At 55.9% G+C, this 19549-nt stretch carries 19 protein-coding genes and 1 pseudogene; 9 read left to right on the top strand and 11 right to left on the bottom strand.

What is annotated here, in order from left to right; all coding sequences use genetic code 11:
* Nucleotides 1-8: 8 nt before the first annotated feature.
* From ACIPZE_RS24615 to ACIPZE_RS24595, 5 genes are read right to left on the bottom strand one after another with little or no spacing between them, the layout of a single operon-like run.
* Nucleotides 9-1034 carry a polysaccharide biosynthesis/export family protein gene (locus ACIPZE_RS24615; RefSeq protein WP_129394650.1) on the bottom strand — a complete coding sequence of 342 codons (1026 nt, stop codon included), beginning with the start codon at nucleotides 1032-1034 and terminating at the stop codon, nucleotides 9-11.
* A 21-nt stretch (nucleotides 1035-1055) separates the two neighbouring features.
* Nucleotides 1056-1703 carry a CpsD/CapB family tyrosine-protein kinase gene (locus ACIPZE_RS24610; protein ID WP_008084477.1) on the bottom strand — a complete coding sequence of 216 codons (648 nt, stop codon included), beginning with the start codon at nucleotides 1701-1703 and terminating at the stop codon, nucleotides 1056-1058.
* The gene (locus ACIPZE_RS24605) at nucleotides 1703-2449 is read right to left on the bottom strand and encodes a sugar transferase (RefSeq protein WP_053119140.1); all 747 of its coding nucleotides are present in this window, start codon (nucleotides 2447-2449) and stop codon (nucleotides 1703-1705) included. The genes ACIPZE_RS24610 and ACIPZE_RS24605 overlap by 1 nt, the downstream gene beginning before the upstream one ends.
* A gap of 18 nt (nucleotides 2450-2467) precedes the next feature.
* Nucleotides 2468-3505: an NAD-dependent epimerase gene (locus tag ACIPZE_RS24600; RefSeq protein ID WP_283435883.1), complete on the bottom strand. Its 1038-nt coding sequence runs from the start codon at nucleotides 3503-3505 to the stop codon at nucleotides 2468-2470.
* Complete coding sequence (locus ACIPZE_RS24595) at nucleotides 3502-4854, bottom strand: UDP-glucose/GDP-mannose dehydrogenase family protein (RefSeq protein WP_283435884.1); 1353 nt, start codon at nucleotides 4852-4854, stop codon at nucleotides 3502-3504. Before ACIPZE_RS24595 ends, ACIPZE_RS24600 begins: the two co-directional genes overlap by 4 nt.
* A gap of 390 nt (nucleotides 4855-5244) precedes the next feature.
* Between ACIPZE_RS24595 and ACIPZE_RS24590 the strand changes: the two genes are divergently transcribed.
* The 7 genes from ACIPZE_RS24590 (at nucleotide 5245) to ACIPZE_RS24560 (ending at nucleotide 12587) form a co-directional block, all read left to right on the top strand.
* Complete coding sequence (locus ACIPZE_RS24590) at nucleotides 5245-6942, top strand: sulfatase-like hydrolase/transferase (RefSeq protein ID WP_400775857.1); 1698 nt, start codon at nucleotides 5245-5247, stop codon at nucleotides 6940-6942.
* Between the two features lie 174 nt (nucleotides 6943-7116).
* Nucleotides 7117-7770, top strand: coding sequence for an ABC transporter ATP-binding protein (locus tag ACIPZE_RS24585; RefSeq protein ID WP_283435886.1), 654 nt, complete (start codon nucleotides 7117-7119; stop codon nucleotides 7768-7770).
* Nucleotides 7767-10238: an ABC transporter permease gene (locus tag ACIPZE_RS24580; protein ID WP_400775854.1), complete on the top strand. Its 2472-nt coding sequence runs from the start codon at nucleotides 7767-7769 to the stop codon at nucleotides 10236-10238. Before ACIPZE_RS24585 ends, ACIPZE_RS24580 begins: the two co-directional genes overlap by 4 nt.
* Complete coding sequence (locus ACIPZE_RS24575; RefSeq protein ID WP_400775851.1) at nucleotides 10228-11298, top strand: lipocalin-like domain-containing protein; 1071 nt, start codon at nucleotides 10228-10230, stop codon at nucleotides 11296-11298. The genes ACIPZE_RS24580 and ACIPZE_RS24575 overlap by 11 nt, the downstream gene beginning before the upstream one ends.
* A 168-nt stretch (nucleotides 11299-11466) precedes the next feature.
* Nucleotides 11467-11709 carry a hypothetical protein gene (locus ACIPZE_RS24570; RefSeq protein WP_129394643.1) on the top strand — a complete coding sequence of 81 codons (243 nt, stop codon included), beginning with the start codon at nucleotides 11467-11469 and terminating at the stop codon, nucleotides 11707-11709.
* 11 nt (nucleotides 11710-11720) lie between these two features.
* A complete protein-coding gene (locus ACIPZE_RS24565; protein ID WP_283435889.1) occupies nucleotides 11721-11918 on the top strand; it encodes a hypothetical protein in 198 nt (65 codons plus the stop codon).
* Nucleotides 11919-12002: 84 nt separating this feature from the next.
* On the top strand, nucleotides 12003-12587 hold the full coding sequence (locus tag ACIPZE_RS24560; protein WP_283435890.1) for a hypothetical protein: 585 nt from the start codon (nucleotides 12003-12005) through the stop codon (nucleotides 12585-12587).
* 337 nt (nucleotides 12588-12924) lie between these two features.
* Here ACIPZE_RS24560 and ACIPZE_RS24555 read toward each other — a convergent pair whose 3' ends face one another.
* Complete coding sequence (locus ACIPZE_RS24555) at nucleotides 12925-13728, bottom strand: glycosyltransferase family 2 protein (protein ID WP_283435891.1); 804 nt, start codon at nucleotides 13726-13728, stop codon at nucleotides 12925-12927.
* A 227-nt stretch (nucleotides 13729-13955) separates the two neighbouring features.
* Between ACIPZE_RS24555 and ACIPZE_RS24550 the strand changes: the two genes are divergently transcribed.
* Both ACIPZE_RS24550 and ACIPZE_RS24545 read left to right on the top strand, forming a co-directional pair.
* A complete protein-coding gene (locus tag ACIPZE_RS24550; RefSeq protein WP_283435892.1) occupies nucleotides 13956-14768 on the top strand; it encodes a VanW family protein in 813 nt (270 codons plus the stop codon).
* A gap of 395 nt (nucleotides 14769-15163) precedes the next feature.
* A complete protein-coding gene (locus ACIPZE_RS24545; RefSeq protein WP_283438677.1) occupies nucleotides 15164-15364 on the top strand; it encodes a hypothetical protein in 201 nt (66 codons plus the stop codon).
* On the opposite strand, the pseudogene ACIPZE_RS24540 reads toward ACIPZE_RS24545, so the two are convergent.
* From ACIPZE_RS24540 to ACIPZE_RS24520, 5 genes and pseudogenes are all read right to left on the bottom strand, one after another.
* A pseudogene (locus tag ACIPZE_RS24540) lies at nucleotides 15321-15521 on the bottom strand (hypothetical protein); the annotation flags it as partial. The gene ACIPZE_RS24545 and the pseudogene ACIPZE_RS24540 overlap by 44 nt on opposite strands.
* A 113-nt stretch (nucleotides 15522-15634) precedes the next feature.
* Nucleotides 15635-16048: a hypothetical protein gene (locus ACIPZE_RS24535; protein WP_283435893.1), complete on the bottom strand. Its 414-nt coding sequence runs from the start codon at nucleotides 16046-16048 to the stop codon at nucleotides 15635-15637.
* A 742-nt stretch (nucleotides 16049-16790) separates the two neighbouring features.
* Nucleotides 16791-17138 (bottom strand): hypothetical protein, encoded by a 348-nt coding sequence (locus tag ACIPZE_RS24530; RefSeq protein WP_400775846.1) that lies wholly within the window; start codon nucleotides 17136-17138, stop codon nucleotides 16791-16793.
* 945 nt (nucleotides 17139-18083) lie between these two features.
* Complete coding sequence (locus ACIPZE_RS24525) at nucleotides 18084-18374, bottom strand: hypothetical protein (protein ID WP_400775843.1); 291 nt, start codon at nucleotides 18372-18374, stop codon at nucleotides 18084-18086.
* Nucleotides 18374-19549 (bottom strand): RHS repeat-associated core domain-containing protein (locus ACIPZE_RS24520; RefSeq protein ID WP_400775840.1); only part of this gene is annotated, 1176 nt, incomplete at its 5' end. The genes ACIPZE_RS24525 and ACIPZE_RS24520, both read right to left, overlap by 1 nt.

The following is a 19549-nucleotide window of genomic DNA, read 5'->3' as shown; positions in this document are numbered from 1 at the left end:
CCTGAGAGTCAGTTGCTGTTGTCGTCTTTGTTGTCCAGGCGATAGCCGAAACTCAGGCCAACACCCTGGAACAACACAACGTCTGCCAATTGCCGGGCGAGTTCGCCGGCGCTGGCCAGTTTGGTTTTCGGCACGTAGAGCATGTCGTCCGGTTGCAGGTAGGCGATTTGCGGCGCCTCGCCCGACAGAGCCTTCTCGACGTCATAACGCACCGCCTGCACCTGATTGCCGTTGCGGCGCATGATCACCACCGAATCGAGCCGCGCCTTGGCATTGGTGCCACGCGCCAGCGTCAGTGCTTCAAGCACCGAGACCGGCCGGCGGATCGGGTAGGAACCCGGTTGGCCGACTTCGCCGAGCACATAGATTTCGTTGCCTGCGGTGGATTTCAGCAGCACGTCCACGGTCATCCGACCGGGCAGTTGCGCGTACTTCTTGTTGAGGAAGGTTTCCAGTTGATTGACAGTCATGCCTTGCAGCGGCACGGCGCCGATTTCCGGGAAACTCGCATAGCCGTCAGTGCCGACGGTGATCTCGCGGCTCATGCCGGTGGCCGGGTGGTTCAGCGCGCTTTTCAGGTTCTGCTCATTGGTCAGCGGGCTGATGATCTGCACGGTCAACTGATTGCGGTTGGGCTGGAACAGTTGTTTGCGCTGATAGGCGCGCTGGATTTCCTCGCGCGCCTGATCACTGGTCAGCCCGGCAATTTTCACCGAAGTGTTGGCGCCCGGCAGTTCGATGGTGCCGTCGGGCAGCACCAGTTGATTGCCGTTGAGCTGGCTGGCAGCGGTAAAGTTGAGGCCGATCTGGTCACCCGACTGCACGCGATAAGCGTCCGAGCCGCTGGTGCTGATATGGAAGATCACATCCAGCACATCCTGCGGGCGCAGGGTCTGCTCGATCTTCGGCATATCGGTGGCCTGGGCGTTGGCCGGGGTGGCGGTGAGGATATTCACCGGCATGTTCTGGGTTTCGGAATTGCTGGAGCAACCTGCAAGCGGCAGCATCAGCAGCACAAGAATCTTGGCGTTCATGGCGTCATCCTTCGCGTTCGCTTAGAGGTTTTTGTAAAGCCATTTGGGCATGTAGTACTTGCGCCGGTTGAACACGCTGCCGACCACTTTTGCCCCGGCCTGAGTCAGGCGTTGCACGGCGGCCTGGGCGACTTCCCAGCGGGTGTCCTCGGCGCGCACGACAAACACCACGCCATCGACCTGGGTGCTGATGACCAGCGTGTCAGCGGCGGAATACACCGCGTCGCCGTCAATCACCACGAAGCGGTACTGGCTGCCCAACTGGTCGAGCAACGGGCTCAGGCGCTCGGCGGTCAGGTGTTCCATGGTGCGGATCGGCCGACCATTGGGCAGCACGTGGAAGGGCAGGCTCGACACCTGCACCACGCAGTCCTGCAACAGCGGCGGGTTGTCCGGGTTGAACAGCAAGTCGCGCAGGCCGCGCTCCTTGCTCAGGTTCAGTTGCTGGGTGAGGTTGCTCGCCGACTGGCTGGCATCGACCAACAGCACTTGGCCGCTGCTCATTTGCGCCAGTTGGCTGGCCAGCGCCAGCGCACTGGTGGTGGTACCCGCGCCGGGGTTGGCGGCGGTTAGGAACAGGATCCGCAGATCGAGATCCAGCACGGTCGAGGTCAGGTTCGATTCGCTGGGATTGGCAATGCTCAGGCTTTTATTCGTTGAACCGTCCATTAGCTTGCTCCGTGGCCGCTGAATACTTTGAAAGGGGTTTTCAACAGGATCTTCAGATCAAGCAAAAGGCTCTGCTCGGCGATGTAGCTGAGGTCCAACTCAACGCGCTGGTCGAAGTCGATGTTGCTGCGCCCGGAGATCTGCCAGAGGCCGGTCATGCCGGGGTAAATCGCCAAACGGGCGAGGTGGCTGTCCTTGTAGCGGTAGGCGTTGAACGAGGTCGGACGCGGGCCGACCAGGCGCATGTCGCCGGTCACTACATTGATCAGGTTGGGCAGTTCGTCGAGGCTGGTGCGCCGCAAAAAACCGCCGATGCCGGTGATGCGTGGGTCCTGGTCAATCTTGAAGTCGATGGCGTCGGCACCGTGTTTGTTCAGGTGACGCAGCGACTCTTTCAATTCTTCGGCGTTGGCGACCATGGTGCGGAATTTGTACATGCCGAATTTGCGGCCGCGGTAGCCGGTGCGTTTCTGCACGAACATCACCGGGCCTTTGCTGGAGTATTTGATGGCCAGCGCGAGGCCCAGCAGCAGCGGCGAAATCAGCAGCAGAATCATCAGCGCACCGAGGCAGGCGACCACGCGGTTGGTGCGTGACAGTTGCCACGGGCGACCGCCATCGCGGCCCGTGAACCAACCGCGACCCTGGCGATGAATCGCTGCGTCGAGGCGCATTCGCTGCTCAGGATCCATGCGCTTGTCGCGCTGCAGTTGTTGGATCGGTACACCTTTTTCATGTCCAGTCATGGAGTCCTCCGCTGATGTTCAGCCGCGAGCGGCGCGTGGGCGATAGGCAGTCGGGTAGTAGTCGCGAAACCATGCGATGAAGCGTCCAAGTCCTTCATCCAGCTCTATGCGTGGCTGGAATCCGGTGGCCTGGGCCAGATCGTCGGTCTCGGCACAGGTGTTGAGCACGTCGCCCGGTTGCAGTGGCAACAGCTCGACAAGGGCTTTCTGGCCGAGGTGTTTCTCCATCAGCGCCAGATAGGTTTTCAGTTCCACCGGGTGGTGGCCGCCAATGTTGAACAGGCACCACGGCGCCATGCTGGTGCCCGCATCGGGATGTTCGCGGTCCCATTCCGGATGGGCGTGCGGCGCATGTTCGACAAGGCGGGCGATGCTTTCGACGATGTCGTCGATGTAGGTGAAGTCGCGTTGGTGTTCGCCGTAATTGAACAGCTTCAGTGGCGTGCCGTCGGTGATCGCCCGGGCGAACTGGATCGGCGACATGTCCGGCCGGCCCCATGGCCCGTACACGGTGAAAAAGCGCAGCCCGGTGCTGGGAATGCCGAACAGGTGGCTGTAGCTGTGCGCCATCAGTTCATTGGCTTTTTTCGTCGCCGCGTACAGCGACAGCGGGTGATTGACGCCGTCCTTTACCGAGTAAGGCGTGTGCTGGTTGGCGCCGTACACCGAACTCGACGAGGCGTAGATCAGATGCTCGACCGGGTGATGCCGGCAGCTTTCCAGAATATTCAGGAAGCCGCTGAGGTTGCTGTCCAGATACGCCCGTGGATTTTCCAGCGAATAACGCACGCCGGCCTGCGCCGCGAGGTGAATCACCACTTGCGGGCGTTCGCGGACAAACAGCGCTTCGATGGCCGAGGCATCGGCCAGGTCAACCGTGGCGAGCGGGAAATCGCCAACCTGCTCGCGCACCCATTGCACGCGATCATGCTTGAGTTGCGGGTCGTAGTAGGCGTTGAAATTATCCAGGCCGACCACCGCGTGGCCATCGCGCATCAGCCGCAACACGCAATGGGCACCAATGAAACCGGCCGCACCGGTGACCAGAATTTTCATGGCCGCAGCCCTTCGGGAGCGATGTGGCGCAGGCCGATGCCGCTGTAGTGCAGGCCAGCGGCGGCCACTTGTTCGGGGTTGTAGAGGTTGCGGCCGTCGATGATCACCTTCGAGCGCAGCTTTTGCGCGAGCAGTTCGAAATCGACCACGCGGAAGTTTTTCCATTCGGTGCAGATCACCAGCGCATCGGCGTCTTCGAGGGTGTCGTCGCGGGTCGCGCACAGATGCAGGTCATTGCGGTAGCCGTAGAGGCGTCGGCATTCGGACATGGCTTCCGGGTCGTAGGCCTGCACGCTGGCGCCCTCGGCCCAGAGCGCATCCATCAGATAACGGCTGGGGGCTTCGCGCATGTCGTCGGTGTTCGGTTTGAACGCCAGGCCCCAGACCGCAATGGACTTGCCGGCCAGGCCTTGGGGAAATTGCGCTTTCAGTTTGCTGAACAGGATGTGCCGCTGGCTGTCATTGACGTCGGTGACGCTGCGCAGCAATTTCAACGGCATGCCGTTGTGTTCGGCGGTGTGCAGCAGGGCGCGCAGGTCTTTGGGAAAGCACGAGCCACCGAAGCCGCAGCCCGGATAGATGAAGTGGTAGCCGATGCGCGGGTCGGAACCGATGCCTTTACGCACCGCTTCGATGTCGGCGCCAAGCAGCTCGGTGAGGTTGGCCAGCTCGTTCATGAAGCTGATGCGCGTGGCGAGCATCGCGTTAGCCGCGTACTTGGTCAGCTCGGCGCTGCGGTTGTCCATGAACATCAGTTTTTCGTGGTTGCGGCAGAACGGCGCGTACAGCTCGCTCATCTGCTCGCGGGCCTCGTCGTCGCGGGTGCCGACGATGATCCGGTCCGGGCGCATGCAATCGGCGAGGGCGCTGCCTTCCTTGAGGAATTCCGGGTTGGAAACCACACGCACGGTCAGCTCGGTTTTGCCGCGACGCAGCAGTTCGCTGGTGGCCGTGGCCAGCACCTGATCGGCCGTGCCGACCGGCACCGTGGATTTGATGATCAGCGTGCGATCCGCTTCCATGTGCGAGGCGATCTGGCGAGCAACGTTGAGCACGTGGCTGAGGTCGGCAGAGCCATCCTCGTCGGCCGGCGTGCCCACGGCGATGAAGATCAGCTCGGCGTGCTCGACGGCATCACTGGCCTGGGTGCTGAACAACAAACGCCCGGCTTTAATGTTTTCTTCCAGGGTGCTGGATAATCCCGGTTCACTGATTGGTGGAACTGCTTGTTGCAGTTGCTTGATTTTATTCGGGTCTATATCCACGCAAAGAACACGATGTCCAACATCGGCAAGTGCCGCTGCTTGTATCAGGCCAACATAGCCCGTACCAAATACGCTCACGTCCATATTGGCGTGCCTCGTAAGACGGTGGAAAGAGTTCGAAATGAGACTGTCAAAAGGGGTATAGCGCAGGGTGGGAAAAGCGTGTCAGCAAAATGACATGTTGCACCTGTATAACAGCCCCAATTTTGGGGGCGATTGGCCATCAAGTACTTGCTATTGCTGGATTTGTCCCGTCCTTGACGCTTTTTTCACATTTAAAAGAAAGCGATAAACGGTCGAAGCCCGCGAAATTAAAGGCTTTCAGCAACTTGAGTGTGTCAGATTTGAGTCATCGGTTTTTTGACGCTTTTACGAAAAGTCAGCCATTTCTTGCGCTTTGATGGCCGGGTGCTAGTGTCAGATTTTGACCGACAATCTCTTGACCCTCTGCCGTTTTTGCGCGAGCGGAATGCCATGTTTCGATATTTGAAAGAACTGCTTTTAGTTATTTATTTGCTGCTTTATTGCGAATATTACATTGATCGGTTAAATGCTATCGGCTTCGGTTTTGCTGCACTTCTTTTTGGCGCGATGTTTTTGGCGCTGACTTTAGCGTTATATCTAACGGCGTATATACGGCAGACACTCATTCGGCATTTATTCGCATTGGCGATGTTTGTCTCAGCAGTGTTTTTTGATGTCTATACGCGGGTCACGGCCGATTATCTCAGCTATAGCAGCTTCGTCTCGCTGGTCTACTCCGGTGGCTTCATCCAGGAAGCGGCGTATCAGTACCGTGACGCGATCCTGCACGGTGCGCTCAGCGGTTTGTTGCTGTTGTTGGGCATTGGCCTCAAACCGCGGCATGCACTGGTGGTGCCCAATGCCCTGCGCGTAGCGGCGCCGGTGTGTGGCGTGCTGCTGCTCAGCGCGGTGCTGTTTTTGCGGGCGGGCGAGGGCGCCCGTGGCCTGCCGATCATGTACACGCCGCTGGCCTATCTGAACCTGTTTGCCTACGAAGCGCTGCACAACACCGTCGGCCCGCGTGAGCCGGTGACGCTGGCGCGCGCTTCGACGGCGGTCGGGCATGACATCGTGCTGATCATCGACGAAAGCATCTCCGGCAATTACCTCGATATCAACGCGCCGTTCGGTGTGCACAGCAACCTCAACCAGGCGCACCCCGGCGTCGCCATTTTCAACTACGGCTATGCGGCATCCATCGCCAATTGCAGCGCCGACACCAACGTCACGCTGCGCTACGGCGGTACTCGCGCCGACTACATGCGCATCAACAGCACGCTGCCGTCGATCTGGCAGTACGCGAAAAAGGCCGGGCTGCGCACGGTGTACATCGATGCCCAACGTACCGGCGGCAATCTGCAGAATCTGATGACCGATACCGAGAAGAAGGACATCGACGAGTTCGTGCAATTCGACCAGACCAGCGTGCGCGATCGCGACATGACGGCTGCGGCGAAGCTGATCCAACTGCTCAACGACGACCAGCCGGAACTGGTGGTGATCAACAAGGTTGGCGCGCATTTTCCGGTGCACGATAAATACCCGGATGCGTTCATGGCCTACCGCCCGACCTTGCCGCGCGGGCAGTTCACCGAAGTCGCCGACACGGGCGAACGCACCGGTTTCAATGGCCAGCCGGATGACTGGGTGCTGTATCGCAACGCCTACAAGAACACCGTGTTATGGAACGTCGGCGAATTCTTTGCGCGGGTGTTTGCCCAAGCCCATCTGAATAATGCGTTGCTGATCTACACCTCCGATCATGGTCAGGATCTGCATGAACGCGGTAATCCCGGGCTCAATACCCATTGCGGTGGCGACCCGGTGGAAGAGGAAGGGCTGGTGCCATTGGTGGTGATTCAGGGCAATGATCTGAAGACACTGGACTGGTCGGCGCAACTGCCGGCGAACAAGGACCGCTCCAGTCACTACAACATCTTCCCGACGCTGTTGCAGTTGATGGGTTATGACCTGGCGGGGATCGAGGCGGTATACGGCAAACCGCTGAGCGTGCCGACGGCGGATGAGTTCACTTTCAACTATCGCTTCAATGCTCGGCTCGGGGCTAAGCCTGAGTGGAAGCACATTGATCTGGGCAGTATTGTCACGCCGACGCAGGCGCCCGCCAGTGTGGCGGCGGGAGAGTAGATTTTGAGTTGGCTGGGCTGACGCTTTCGCGAGCAGGCTCGCTCCCACAGGTTGCCTGCATTCCAAATGTGGGAGCGAGCCTGCTCGCGAAGAGGTCGTGTGATTCACCGCAAGATTCTGGTCTGTCATCGGCATCCGCTATCCTTGCCTCACTCTGACCGATCAGGTGGCGGCATGCTTCGCGTTGAAAACGTCTTCAAAAGCTACGTTACACCCCAAGGCTCGCTGCCGGTGCTGCAAGGCGTCGACCTGACGCTGCAAGCCGGCAGCAGCCTGGCGCTGATGGGCGAATCCGGCAGCGGCAAAAGCACCTTGTTGCACTTGGTCGCCGGCCTGGACAAGGTCGATCGCGGCAGCATCAGCAGCGGTGAGCATCGGCTGGAAGAGATGAACGAGGCGCAACTGGCCAATTGGCGGCGTACGGAAATCGGTCTGGTGTTTCAGCAGTTCAACCTGATCGGCAGTTTGCGCGTCGAGGACAATCTGGCGTTTCAGGCGCGCCTGGCCGGGCGTCATGAGCCGCGTTGGCAGGCGCATCTGGTGCAGCGCCTGGGGCTGGGTGATTTGCTCAAGCGTTATCCGGAACAGCTTTCCGGTGGTCAGCAACAGCGGGTTGCATTGGGCCGGGCGCTGGCGTCGCAACCGAAACTGTTGCTGGCTGATGAACCCACCGGCAGCCTCGACGAAGCGACCAGTGATGAAGTGCTGCGTCTGTTGCTGGAATTGCTCGATGACACGTCGACCACTTTGCTGATGGTCACCCACAGCCAACGGGTGGCGGCGCGGTTGGCGCAACGGCTGGTGCTGTCGAAAGGGCGGCTGACGTGAACGTTTTCCGCCAGACCCTGCGCGCGTTGCTCAGCCATTGGCGACGTCATCCCGTGCAGTTTTTCAGTGTGTTGACCGGGTTGTGGCTGGCGACCAGCCTGCTCACCGGCGTCGAAGCGCTGAACAGTCAGGCTCGCGACAGCTACGCCCGCGCCAGCCAGATGATCGGCGGCGAACCGCAGGCCAGTCTGAGTACGCCAAACGGTGCGACGTTCAGCCAACAGTGGTTTGTCGATCTGCGTCGACAGGGCTGGCCGGTGTCGCCGCTGTTGCAGGGCCGTTTGCTCCTCAAGGGTGAGGAAAACCAGCGGCTGCAATTGATCGGTATCGAACCGGTGTCGTTGCCGGCGGACTCTGCTGTGGCCGGGCAGGCGATGCCGATCGAGCGCATCGTCGAATTCTTCACGCCGCCGGGCACTACCTGGGTTTCCCCGGAAACCTTGCAGGCCTTGAACCTCGCCGAGGGCGCCACACCGCAGACTATCAATGGGCTGACGTTGCCACCGTTGCGCGTGCAAAAGGACATGGCGCCGGGTGTCTTGCTGGTCGATATCGGCGTGGCGCAAACCTTGCTCGAACAACCCGGACAATTGTCGCGGCTGTTGCTGCCCAAGGATTTTCACCAGCCGCTGCCGTCGGCGTTCATAGGCCAGTTGCAGTTGAAAAGCAGCGGCGAGGAAAACAATCTGGCGCGGCTGACCGAGAGCTTTCATCTCAATCTCGATGCCTTGGGTTTTCTCTCGTTTGTGGTGGGATTGTTCATCGTCCATGCCGCCATCGGCCTCGCATTGGAACAGCGCCGAGGCTTGCTGCGCACCCTGCGGGCCTGTGGTGTCAGCGCGCGGATGCTGATTTTTTGCCTGATTGTCGAATTAGGTGTGCTGGCGCTGATTGGCGGATTGTTCGGTGTGATCAGCGGCTACTGGCTGGCCAGCGTGCTGTTGCCGGACGTCGCCGCCAGCCTGCGCGGTTTGTACGGCGCGGAAGTGGCGGGGCAGTTGCGGCTGAGCCCTTGGTGGTGGTTCAGCGGCATTGGTTTGAGCCTGTTCGGCGCCTTGCTCGCCGGGGCCAACAGTTTGCTGCGCGCGGCGAAGTTACCACTGCTGGCAGTGGCGGACCCGCAAGCCTGGCACCAGCAATATGCGCTGTGGCTGCGTCGCCAGTGCTGGCTTGCCTTGCTGTTGGGAGCGCTGGCACTGGCTGCACTGGTGTGGGGCGACAGCCTGGCCAGCGGATTTGTGCTGATGGCCGGGTTGCTGCTCGGCGCCGCGCTGGCGCTGCCGGTGTTGCTCAGCGCTATCTTGAATCAGTTGCTGGGGCACAGTCGCTCGGTGCTCGGGCAGTGGTTTCTCGCCGATTGCCGGCAACAATTGCCGGCGTTGAGTCTGGCGTTGATGGCGTTGCTGTTGGCCCTCGCCGCGAACATCGGCGCGGGCAGCATGACCGCCGGTTTTCGCCAGACCTTCAATGACTGGCTCGAACAACGCCTGAGCGCCGAGCTGTACATCAACCCGAGCAATCCGGCGCAGGCGCGCGAGATGTACAGCTGGCTCAGGCAGCAACCGAACGTCGCGGCGGTGCTGCCCAACTGGCAAGTGTCGGTAACGCTGCAAGGTTGGCCCGCCGAGGTGTTCGGGGTGATCGATCACCCGCATTATCGCCAACACTGGCCGTTGCTCGATGCCAGTGGCGGCGACCCGTGGGGGCACCTGGCGACCGACGATGCGGTGATGCTCAGCGAACAACTCGCCCGGCGCCTGAAGGTGCGCGCGGGTGACCACCTGACCATTCCCACACCCAACGGCGCATGGTCGCCGCGCATCGTCGGCATCTACGCCGATTACGGCAATCCCAAGGGACACTTGCTGGCCAACGTCAATCACCTGCTGCGCGGCTGGCCGCAACTGACCCCGAACCGTTTTAACCTGCGCATCGATCCAGCGAATATCCCGCCGTTGTTGAGCGCGTTGCAGGCGCGTTTTCAGCTGGATGACAGCCGTATCGTCGATCAGGCCCGCCTCAAGGGCTGGTCGGTGCAGGTTTTCGAACGCACCTTTGCCGCGACGGCAGCGTTGAACAGCCTGACCTTGGCCGTCGCCGGTGTGGCGCTGTTTATCAGCCTGCTGACGCAGAGCCAGAGCCGTCTCGGACAGCTCGCGCCGCTGTGGGCGCTGGGCGTGACGCGCAAACAATTGATGCTGCTCAACCTCGGTCAAACCTGGCTGTTGGCAGTGCTGACGCTGGTCTTGGCGCTGCCATTGGGAATCGCATTGGCGTGGTGCCTGGATGCGGTAATCAATGTGCAGGCATTTGGCTGGCGTCTGCCGTTGCGGGTATTCCCTTGGCAGCTTTTGCAGTTGATGGGTTTGGCATTGTTGGCGACATTGTTGGCGTCGGCGTGGCCGCTGTATTCGCTGTACCGCACGCAACCGGCGGACTTGCTCAGGACGTTTGCCCATGAGGATTGACGCCGTTGTATTGCTGCTGGTTGTGTTGCTGCTCGGTGGCTGCGATCAATCGGCGCCGGAGCAGAAGGGCTTTGCCGGGATGGGCGATCAGGCTTTAGCGTTCACCCCGGTGGTGCCCGGGCGAGTGTTCAGCTTCCCGGCGGATCATGGCGCGCATGCCGGTTTTCGCATCGAATGGTGGTACGTCACGGCCAATCTGAAGGATCAGCAGGGCAATCAATTCGGTGTGCAGTGGACGTTGTTTCGCAGTGCCCTGAAACCTGTGGCAGAGCAGGCCGGCTGGGCCAATCAGACGATCTGGCTGGGGCATGCGGCGGTGACCTCCGCTGGCGTACATCACGCCGCCGAACGTTATGCCCGCGGTGGCATAGGGCAAGCGGGTGTGCGCGTGGCGCCGTTCGAGGCGTGGATCGACGATTGGCGTTTCGCCAGCGAGGCACCGGATCCTTTGAGCGATCTGCAATTGAGCGCCCGCGACAAAGACTTCGCCTATCAACTGCACCTCACCTCCAGCCGTCCGCTGGTGCTGCAAGGTGATAACGGTTTCAGCCGCAAATCCGCAGAGGGGCAGGCGTCGTATTACTACAGTCAGCCGTTTTTTCAGGCCAGCGGCACCTTGCAGATCGACGGCCAGAGCTACACCGTCAGCGGCCCGGCATGGCTCGATCGCGAGTGGAGCAGCCAGCCGCTGAGCGCCAACCAGACCGGCTGGGACTGGCTGTCGCTGCACCTCGACAGCGGCGAAAAGGTCATGCTCTTCCGCACCCGGCAGAAGGACGGCGTGCCGTACCTCACCGGCACCTGGATTGCCGCCGACGGCCAGACGCAAACCCTGCGCAGCGAGCAGATCACACTGACTCCGCAAGATACCGCCACGGTCGCCGGCCGCTCGATGCCGGTGAAATGGTCGATCAGTATTCCCGACAAACACTTCGACATTCAGCTCAACGCCCTCAATCCCAACGCCTGGATGAACCTGCGCATCCCCTACTGGGAAGGCCCGGTGCGCATCACCGGCAGCCATCCCGGCCAGGGCTACCTGGAAATGACCGGCTACTAACCCCCCCCTCTGTGTAGGAGTTGCCGAAAGCTGCGATCTTTTGATCGTGTTTTTTCAGGGCAAGATCGAAAGATCGCAGCCTCGTTGCACTCGGTAGCCCCTACAAGGATCGGTTTGAACTTGGGCTGCGGTGTTGTCCTCTACAGGGAAACCTGTCGAGGATTTGCCATGAGCGACGACCTGCAACCCCCGGATCTCAACACCTGGCAGCGTTTGTTCGACGACGAAAGCTACTGGCAGCAATCGCCCGACGCGCATTACTTCGATCTGCAGCGCATCGCCGACGACCTGCTCGGCCAAGGCGCCATCGACCTCGAACAATGGCAGATCCTGCGTGCCAAGGCCGCTGATCTGCACAAGGATTCCCCCGCCATCAACGTCGCCCGTGAACTCGACGATCCCGAAGCCTGAGGACTACCGCCATGAAACCGATCACCCAAGGTGAACACCCCGATGAACCCCGGCCACCGGGCGAAACCGAACGCGACAACGATGCCCTGCGCCCCACTGATCCCAAACAGCGTGAAAACAGTGGCAAAGGCACGCCCAGTGGCGAATCAACTGCGCAAGACACCGCCAAGCAACACACCTCGCCGTCACAAAACAAAGCCAAGCCCTGAACAGCGTCTATGCTCAGTGGCACGTCCGCCGCCAAGCCACGTTGGCGCCGGGCGCTGCCATTCATCACAGGGAAAGTATTGCTTATGAAGCTCGACGCACTGGCCAAGGCCATCACCCTCGCAACCTTACTGTCCGCCACCAGCTTCGGCGCCCTGGCTGCCGATATCCCGTTGTCCGCCACGGTTGAGGCGGATCAGGTCACCACCAAAGTGTTGTCCGTCGATGCGGCCAATCATCAGGTGGTTCTGGAAGGCGCCGAAGGTAAGCCGGTTCACGTACAGCTCAGCGACAAAGCGAAAAACCTCGCCAATCTGAAGGTCGGCGATCAGGTCAACATCGAAGTGCAGCGTTCGGTCGCCGCTTATCTCGATACCGATGTGGATAAAGGTTTGCCTGGCTCCACCGAGCGAACCGGTGAGCTGCGCAAGGCGCAAGGCAGCGATAACCCCGGCGGCGAAGCATTCCGTCAGGTTCAGGTGCAACTGAAAATCACCAAAATTGATTTGAAGAAGAATCAGGTGACCCTGGAAAACCCGGCCGGCGTATCGAAAACCCTCGACGTGAAAAAGCCTGAAATTCAAGCCAAATTGAAAGATTTGAAAGAAGGGCAGAGCGTCATCGTCACTTACACCGATATCTTGAAAGTGACCAGTCAACACGAAAGTTGAGCATTAACTCTACAGGGTGATTGTTCTTGTACAGGTTTAGGTATGAGAACAATCATATAAAAGTGTGTTGTCGGAAGTTTCTCGGTAAATATCGGCGATACACACTTTTTAACTTTCTAGTACATAAAATTCATCATTATCAATGACGACATAACCGCCAACTTCTATTAAAATCCCTCTCGTTCGCCCAGTGTCAGGGCTCTTTACCGGTGCATGGATTGCCAGGCCATTACACTGGGCGAACACCTCTTTGGAGGTTGTATACAATATTTGAAAACAAAAAGGGCGACTCTAGAGTCGCCCTTTTTTGTTCACCCTTGATTTAAGCAGTGCCCGGCTACGCTTGCTGTGCCTGAATGCGCTTGAGCGTCGCCTGATACATTTTCGTGCGGCGGTGATCCTTGCCGTACGTGCCTGCCGCCGCGACCGTGCCGGACTGGATGTGATCCAGATAATGAAAGATCTTGCGCGGAGAAAGGAACTTGATGCCGTAGCCCAACGCCGACATCCGGTCCTGCAGCGTATAACCCGGCACTCGATCATCCATACAAAAGTGCAGTCCTTGCGACTTCATCAACCGCGCATTCCACAACGTACAGAAACTCTTCAGATGGGTTTCCCTATACGGTTTCGGCTCTTTGGTTTTTAGTCCCAACTGCGTCTTTGCCCGGCGAACATAGTGTTTGCAGAAGCGCGAAGTTAAACGCCAGGTATCTCGCACAACCCCACGATTGATTTGCTCGACACAACCGACCGCAGCGATATCCGGCGTTTTCGTGCACTCGCGCATCATCATGGCAAACACTTCCTTGTCGTAGACAAAAGTGTCGGTGTGCAGCAGAAACAGGTAATCGGTGGCAACTTGGTCCAGCGCCAGATCCAGCGCTTTGCCGTGGGCAATATGCCCGGCCTCTTTGCCCGGCGAAGGCCGTTCGATCAAGTTGATCCAGTCCAGCGAGCGCAAGTAATCGAGACTGGCATCCGCCGAATCGTTGTCCACCACCCACACGGGAATTTGCCGCTCCTGAACGTGCTCGCGCAAAAGCTCCAGGCACATTCGGGTGAGATCCGCAGTTTTGTAATTTACCAAGACAAGGCTGAAGTTCGACGCTGGCTGGGTTGGTAAATCAAACGATTTCATGTCAGAAGGACTCATCTGCGATTCAAGGGCGACAGGGTTTCGTGGCCGTGATCGTAGCGAGGCAACCTTAGGCGAACCTTAATTTGCGGATTGGGTGGCCGGCAGAGTGTGTCGAATTGAGACCGCTGGTGGTATGAAATGCCTGCGGTGCTGCCGGTCATTACCGGATAAAATGCGCGCAACTCTCACTGTTCAAGGAAGAAACGGCGCACGCCGTTGTGTCACGGATGAAACCACTCTCCCTCTACCACCCAGCCTTGTATTGGCTGCGCGTGTGGCAAAAAAGACTGTTCCGCCAAATTGCCTGGCGCTGTTCCAGCAAACGCTACGCACGCCCCGTTGCTATGGCCGAGCGCCTGCCATTTCGCTACCTCAAACACACCTCGAAACTCATCCGCAAACTCGGCGACTCCGACCTCGCCCTGCAACACAACAAAGTCATCAACCTCAAACTCGCCGTCGCCGCGATCGACGGTGTGATCATCGCCCCCGGCGAACACTTCTCCTTCTGCCGCCTGGTCGGCCGCCCGACGTTGAAGCGCGGCTACGTTGAAGGCATGGAACTGTCTTTCGGCGAGGCACGACGCGGGGTAGGCGGTGGTATTTGCCAACTGAGCAACCTAATTCACTGGATGGCGATTCACTCACCGCTGGTGGTGGTCGAGCGCTCCAACCACAGTTTCGATCCATTCCCGGATGAAGGACGGGTGCTGCCGTTCGGGTCCGGGGCGGCGATTTTCTACAACTACGTTGATTTGGTGCTGCATAACCCGACGGATCGGATTTTTCAGCTGAAGTTGAACGTCGGCGAGACACAACTCGAAGGGGAGTTGTTGTGTGATCGGGTGAGGGCGTATCGGTATCACGTGTTTCAGGAAGGGCACCGGTTTGTGCGAGAGGGGGAGCGGGTGTATCGGGAGAATGAGATCTGGCGGGAGGTGAGGGAGAAGGGGCAGGTTGGGGAATTGGTGGAGCGGGTGAGGTTGTATCGGAATCGGGTGGTGGTTAAGTACGAGGTGATGGAAGAGTTGATCGGGTAGGGCGCACAAACAGCTTCGTCGCTGGCGGTATTAACGGACGTTTGCAAGCTCGTTTAAATTACACAAACCGTTACGCCACAAAGGCTACAACGCCTTGCGCCGTTGCCTACGCGTACTCCAGAATCCGCCGGCATACGCGCCTATAGGGCGGGCTATATCGTTTTCCTGTCACTGCAAAACAGTGAACGGGTTTGGTAGCCCGCTTCGGTATGGCCGTATGGTGCCACCTTATTCAGCCTCTTTTTTGCGGCTGCGTTTTAATGGTGGGCATGCGTGGGGCTCATTCGTGAGCGCCGGGTTCCGTATCGACCGGTCTACCAACCCGCGCATGGCCGCCACCCATCGTTTGGTAGCGAGAGTGATGGCTTCTATTTTCTTGATACGGAGCTTCATCAATGTTCAAACCAACGCCAAACCCACCGGACGCCGATCCGATCCCGTACGACCCATCGCTAGAACCCCAAAAGATAAAAGAGGCGACCGACCGCGCCATCAACTTCTATCTCAACCCCGGCTCACTGAAGCTCTTAATCCCGATCCGCAAAACCAGCAGCCGTCATCGCCGAACTCGATTTTCTTCAGCAACTGGCCGTTGAGGTCGTACTCGTAGGCAGTGCGTCGACCGTCAAAACCAGTTTCCTGCTGGATCAGGCTATTCGAGTAGTAGTCGAGTTGGTAGCGTTCGCCACGCTCGTTCTCGATCTCGGTGAGGTTGAGTTGCGAGTTGTCGTAGCGATAACGCAGTTGGCTGCCGTAAAATTAATCAGGGACGGACCACGTTTAAAGTGCGAAACGGAAAAATATAGCCTGTCTCCTATTGCGCGGAGCTCGCAAGTGAAAAAGTTGCTCATATATCGTTTTTGATTTTATTCTGTATCAATGAGTTTTTTGTATCGGTTGAATATAGTTATGCAGGCTCGATCTTCGTTAACTAGGTTCTCATAAAAACTGTCGTCTTCAGCCCATTCTGGAAAAACAAATTGAGTCTTGTTTTTGTTGTTGTGAGTTTCTTTGGATTTCAAAATCCAGTGAGATGAAAGCTTCTTTTCAGAAATTTCAAAAAAATCAAGGGCAAACGGTTTTGGGTACTCGTCATAAGGCTCTGTGCAAATGTAAAGCCAAGGGCAGTTATCCCAAAGCTCAATGCCATAAACTACATATTCTTTTCCAATTTCGATTTCCAGTTCATCGTCGCCAATTGAAATGTAGCACTTTAGTCTTGATGCTGTTTCTGTCGAGAAGTTTTCGCCTATCTTGTTTGTTTTGCATGTGACTTTCACTTTTTGTCTCCAGGTGGAACGCTTGGATCGTTACCCCGTAGAAAATAAATCTGTCCCTTTTTAGTCCTTTTTAGTCTTTTTTTATGGAAAAGAAACGTGGTATGTCCCCGTTCAGGTTTACGCGCTAGGGCTTCATTTGTTGGGTGAAGTGAAAAATCTTTTGGGCTGTTTAGGGTAGATATGCACTGGCTCCACTTACCATTGTTCTATAGTTTGTACACTCGATAACCCGCATCAAAATCGCTAACGGTGTGCATATTTCTGTAGGTTATGTCGAATATCCCTGAATTGGAGGTTGGACACGATTTGCTTGTAATTTAAGAATTCTACTGAGTTCTGGAGTTCTTCGTATGTTGCTATATAAGTATGGTTCGAAGGGGTGAACTCGATAGTAACTTTTTTTGGTGAGGCAATGGCAAGATTGATCAATAACTGTGGTGTTGAGAATGATCTTCCTCCAACGTTGTAGATTTTATCTTCGTTCGCTAATTTGGCCCGTAAGATTCGTGCGTCAAGTAGCCTTTATCTTGGTTTAATAGGCGTATTAGTTTTTCATAACCCCTCATCTTCTCAAATGTAATGATTGCTTTCTTGAGTATCAGGAAGCCGTCATCGTCCATGTTATCTAGGAATTTTTAATTCTGAAATTTTATTGAAGAAACTACTGGTTCGTCTATTAGGTTGAGGACGATATAAATTTGTCAAAATTTTATGCTCTCCGTTTGCGCGCCATTGTTAATCATTAGTTTGTTTCTTTGTATTTTTTTAAGCAGGTTAGAAGAACTGACATGAATTGGCGTTTGTCAAATGAGTCCTCCGGAAAATATGTTGTAATATCTGAGAATACGCGGTTAAATTTTTCTTTTTTGTTTAGAAAGAACGTGAGTGTGTCGATGTACCACTGCTGTTCACTCATGATGCGGCTTCTGAATTCCGGTTGGATGAGCGCGTCAAATAATTTAATTAATTCATCTTCATTGTTTGTATCCGTATTTGCTATAAAACTTGCGGTGACTTCATTTTGCTCGCTGTTTATGTCAATGGGGAACAGTAGTGAAGGTAGTATGTCGAGAGTGGGTTCTAGTTTCATTTCTCATACTTAAGAAAAGGGGGCAGATTTATTTTCAGTGTTTAGGAAATAAATCTGTCCCCTTTTTGGTCATGATAAATCAAGAAGTTAAGAATTGAGAAAAGGACGAGAAAATGGGACAGATTTATTTTCATTTTTTAGAAAATAAATCTGTCTCCTTTCTGATTTTCTCTATCTGTATTTCATGCTTCGATCATGAATGATTCAATCTGCTTAATGAATTCAATCTTGCTTTTAGTTATAAATTCGCCGAGAAAAACCTCGGAGTTTTTAACCGGTTTTCCTTTGTGATCATATTCGATTTTTAGGAAATCAATTACAAACTCTCCGTCGGGGTCTCCCTCTGGTTCTAATCTAGAATCGAAGCAGTGCCCACTACTACGCCTTACGCCCCCTAATAGTACTGAGGAGGTGAACCAGTCGTTAGTTTCTGGGGTTAACTCAACCTCAAAAAAGTTGTTGATTGTTATTGTCCAGCCGCTTGGTACTCGAATTGGTTGAAGTTTGTACTTTAGCTTGGGTCTCATTTTACATTACCCATGTATTTTTTAACTTGTTCGGGTGAGGCTGGAAAGCTGTGTATGACAGGTTCGCCCGCTTTTGAAAGTTCAATCCTAACCCAGTTTGTTAGCTCGCCATTATTTTAGTCAACGGGGGTTTCTGATCTATAAAACATATATCTTGTGTTGTTAAGGGACAGACCACTATAAATAGCGAGAAAGAGGAGAGTTTCTAGAGGGCAGATTATAGATACAAAAAAGAAACCGTGGTCTGTCCCCGTTTTCTCCGTTTTCTCGTGGTCTGTCCCCGTCTTACGGAGGCAGCGAAGATTGGGAAAAATTGAAGGAAGCTCTGCGCGATGAGGTGCATCATCAGGCGCAGAACCTGTAGTGAATTTGTGGGGACCCCATAGGGTTTATCCCCGATTGCGACTGATTATGGCTTTTAAGGCTTCCAGAATTTAATTTCTTCCAAGTGGCGCTCTATATCATCCATGTCATCATCTCCAAGTGTTGAGTCAAAGTTCTTGCTGATGATTTTTCTTACTTTGGCAAGGCGTTGAGTAACCTTTTCGTTATCAATAAAGTCGGTAGTGGCCTTCCGGTAATCTTCGATGGGTTTATCCGCGTAGTAGCTTCCCATTTTGTGTAGTGAAATTAGGATGAACTCGATGTCTGCTAGAACTTCGAGTGCATCCTTTCCATTAAGAACTATCTGTTTGTTTTTTTCTAGCATCATTTCCGCCGGTTGAATGTTGGATTCTCTAGCTTCACATTTCCTTTAATCGTAAGCTCCATTGTGCCGTACCTAGGGTTTTTTACCCATTCAAGTTGAGAGTCCGGCACGTCTGTTTCAATGTAGTCTCTGCCGCGTCCTCTGCCAATTTGATACTTATCTTCAGCATCTAGTTGGCTCAATGGCTTTTTGTTGGCAGGTTCCACGTAGACACGATTGTTATCCTGAGCTTGGATTGCTCCATCACGTTCGATGCCAGTGGATCCCTTTCTGTTGGTGTAATGCCGGACGCGAGTCGTACTTTCTCCGCGTGGTGCGGGAGCAGGTACTGCAGGTGCGCCTTCATTGACTCTCGCTTTTTCTGTAGGGTTTCCGACATTACCCGTAGATTTGAAATTTTTCTTTGGGCACTCACTATTCAACCCCAGCGGATCCACCCACCCCGTAGGGTTGGGCACGTACTGGTAGTTATTCAGTCCGCCAGCAAGCTTGATCGGATCCGGCGTCAAAAACCGTCCAGTCCCCGGATTGTAGTAGCGGTGTCGGTTGTAATGTAACCCCGTCTCGGCATCGAAATACTGACCTTGAAAACGTAGCGGGTTATCGATTTCGCTGACATCGAGTGCCGCCAGGTTGCCATAAGCTCGGTATCTGGCCGACCACATGATCTCGCCGCTGTAATCGGTGAGTTCCTGCGGTGTGCCGAGGTGGTCGAGTTGGTAATAGAACGGCGTTGCCTTCAGCGGGCCTTCGCCATCGAGCATTGCCAATGGGCGGAAGCTTCCAGGCTCGTAGATGTAGGTGCGATAGCGATTCTCGGCACTTTCGGCGATCAGGCGTTCACCTTGCCAGAGAAACTCTGTGGTCTGACCATCGACGGTCTTCTCAATGCGACGACCAAAGGCGTCGTACTTGTAGCTTGCGGTGCTACCACCGGGCAGCGAGACGCCAATCAAGCGATGCTGGCAGTCGTAGCGATACTCGGTGATGAGTTTCTGGCCGGCGCCACGACGTTCACGGCTCAAATTACCGTAAGCGTCGTAGTCATAATGGCGGTCACCCTGCATCAGCAGGCGGTTACCTTTGACGTTAGCCAAATTGGCTACGGGCAGGTCATTCTGACCGAGGAGGTTGCCTGCTGGATCGTGGGCGAAGCTTTCCGGTGTTGCACCACG

Source organism: Pseudomonas sp. NPDC089741 (assembly GCF_044748825.1).
Classification (GTDB): domain Bacteria; phylum Pseudomonadota; class Gammaproteobacteria; order Pseudomonadales; family Pseudomonadaceae; genus Aquipseudomonas; species Aquipseudomonas helmanticensis.
Note: the sequence above shows the minus strand (reverse complement) of the source record. Positions and strands in the feature narration are given on the sequence as shown.

Bases quoted from the DNA above. Each gene is read 5' to 3' on its own strand.
- ACIPZE_RS24530 (WP_400775846.1), bottom strand. From the start codon at position 17,138: ATGAAACTAGAACCCACTCTCGACATACTACCTTCACTACTGTTCCCC.
- ACIPZE_RS24600 (WP_283435883.1), bottom strand. From the start codon at position 3,505: ATGAAAATTCTGGTCACCGGTGCGGCCGGTTTCATTGGTGCCCATTGC.
- ACIPZE_RS24595 (WP_283435884.1), bottom strand. From the start codon at position 4,854: ATGGACGTGAGCGTATTTGGTACGGGCTATGTTGGCCTGATACAAGCA.
- ACIPZE_RS24565 (WP_283435889.1), top strand. From the start codon at position 11,721: ATGAAACCGATCACCCAAGGTGAACACCCCGATGAACCCCGGCCACCG.
- ACIPZE_RS24605 (WP_053119140.1), bottom strand. From the start codon at position 2,449: ATGACTGGACATGAAAAAGGTGTACCGATCCAACAACTGCAGCGCGAC.
- ACIPZE_RS24545 (WP_283438677.1), top strand. From the start codon at position 15,164: ATGTTCAAACCAACGCCAAACCCACCGGACGCCGATCCGATCCCGTAC.
- ACIPZE_RS24610 (WP_008084477.1), bottom strand. From the start codon at position 1,703: ATGGACGGTTCAACGAATAAAAGCCTGAGCATTGCCAATCCCAGCGAA.
- ACIPZE_RS24550 (WP_283435892.1), top strand. From the start codon at position 13,956: ATGAAACCACTCTCCCTCTACCACCCAGCCTTGTATTGGCTGCGCGTG.
- ACIPZE_RS24570 (WP_129394643.1), top strand. From the start codon at position 11,467: ATGAGCGACGACCTGCAACCCCCGGATCTCAACACCTGGCAGCGTTTG.
- ACIPZE_RS24560 (WP_283435890.1), top strand. From the start codon at position 12,003: ATGAAGCTCGACGCACTGGCCAAGGCCATCACCCTCGCAACCTTACTG.
- ACIPZE_RS24525 (WP_400775843.1), bottom strand. From the start codon at position 18,374: ATGCTAGAAAAAAACAAACAGATAGTTCTTAATGGAAAGGATGCACTC.
- ACIPZE_RS24615 (WP_129394650.1), bottom strand. From the start codon at position 1,034: ATGAACGCCAAGATTCTTGTGCTGCTGATGCTGCCGCTTGCAGGTTGC.
- ACIPZE_RS24590 (WP_400775857.1), top strand. From the start codon at position 5,245: ATGTTTCGATATTTGAAAGAACTGCTTTTAGTTATTTATTTGCTGCTT.
- ACIPZE_RS24575 (WP_400775851.1), top strand. From the start codon at position 10,228: ATGAGGATTGACGCCGTTGTATTGCTGCTGGTTGTGTTGCTGCTCGGT.
- ACIPZE_RS24555 (WP_283435891.1), bottom strand. From the start codon at position 13,728: ATGAAATCGTTTGATTTACCAACCCAGCCAGCGTCGAACTTCAGCCTT.
- ACIPZE_RS24585 (WP_283435886.1), top strand. From the start codon at position 7,117: ATGCTTCGCGTTGAAAACGTCTTCAAAAGCTACGTTACACCCCAAGGC.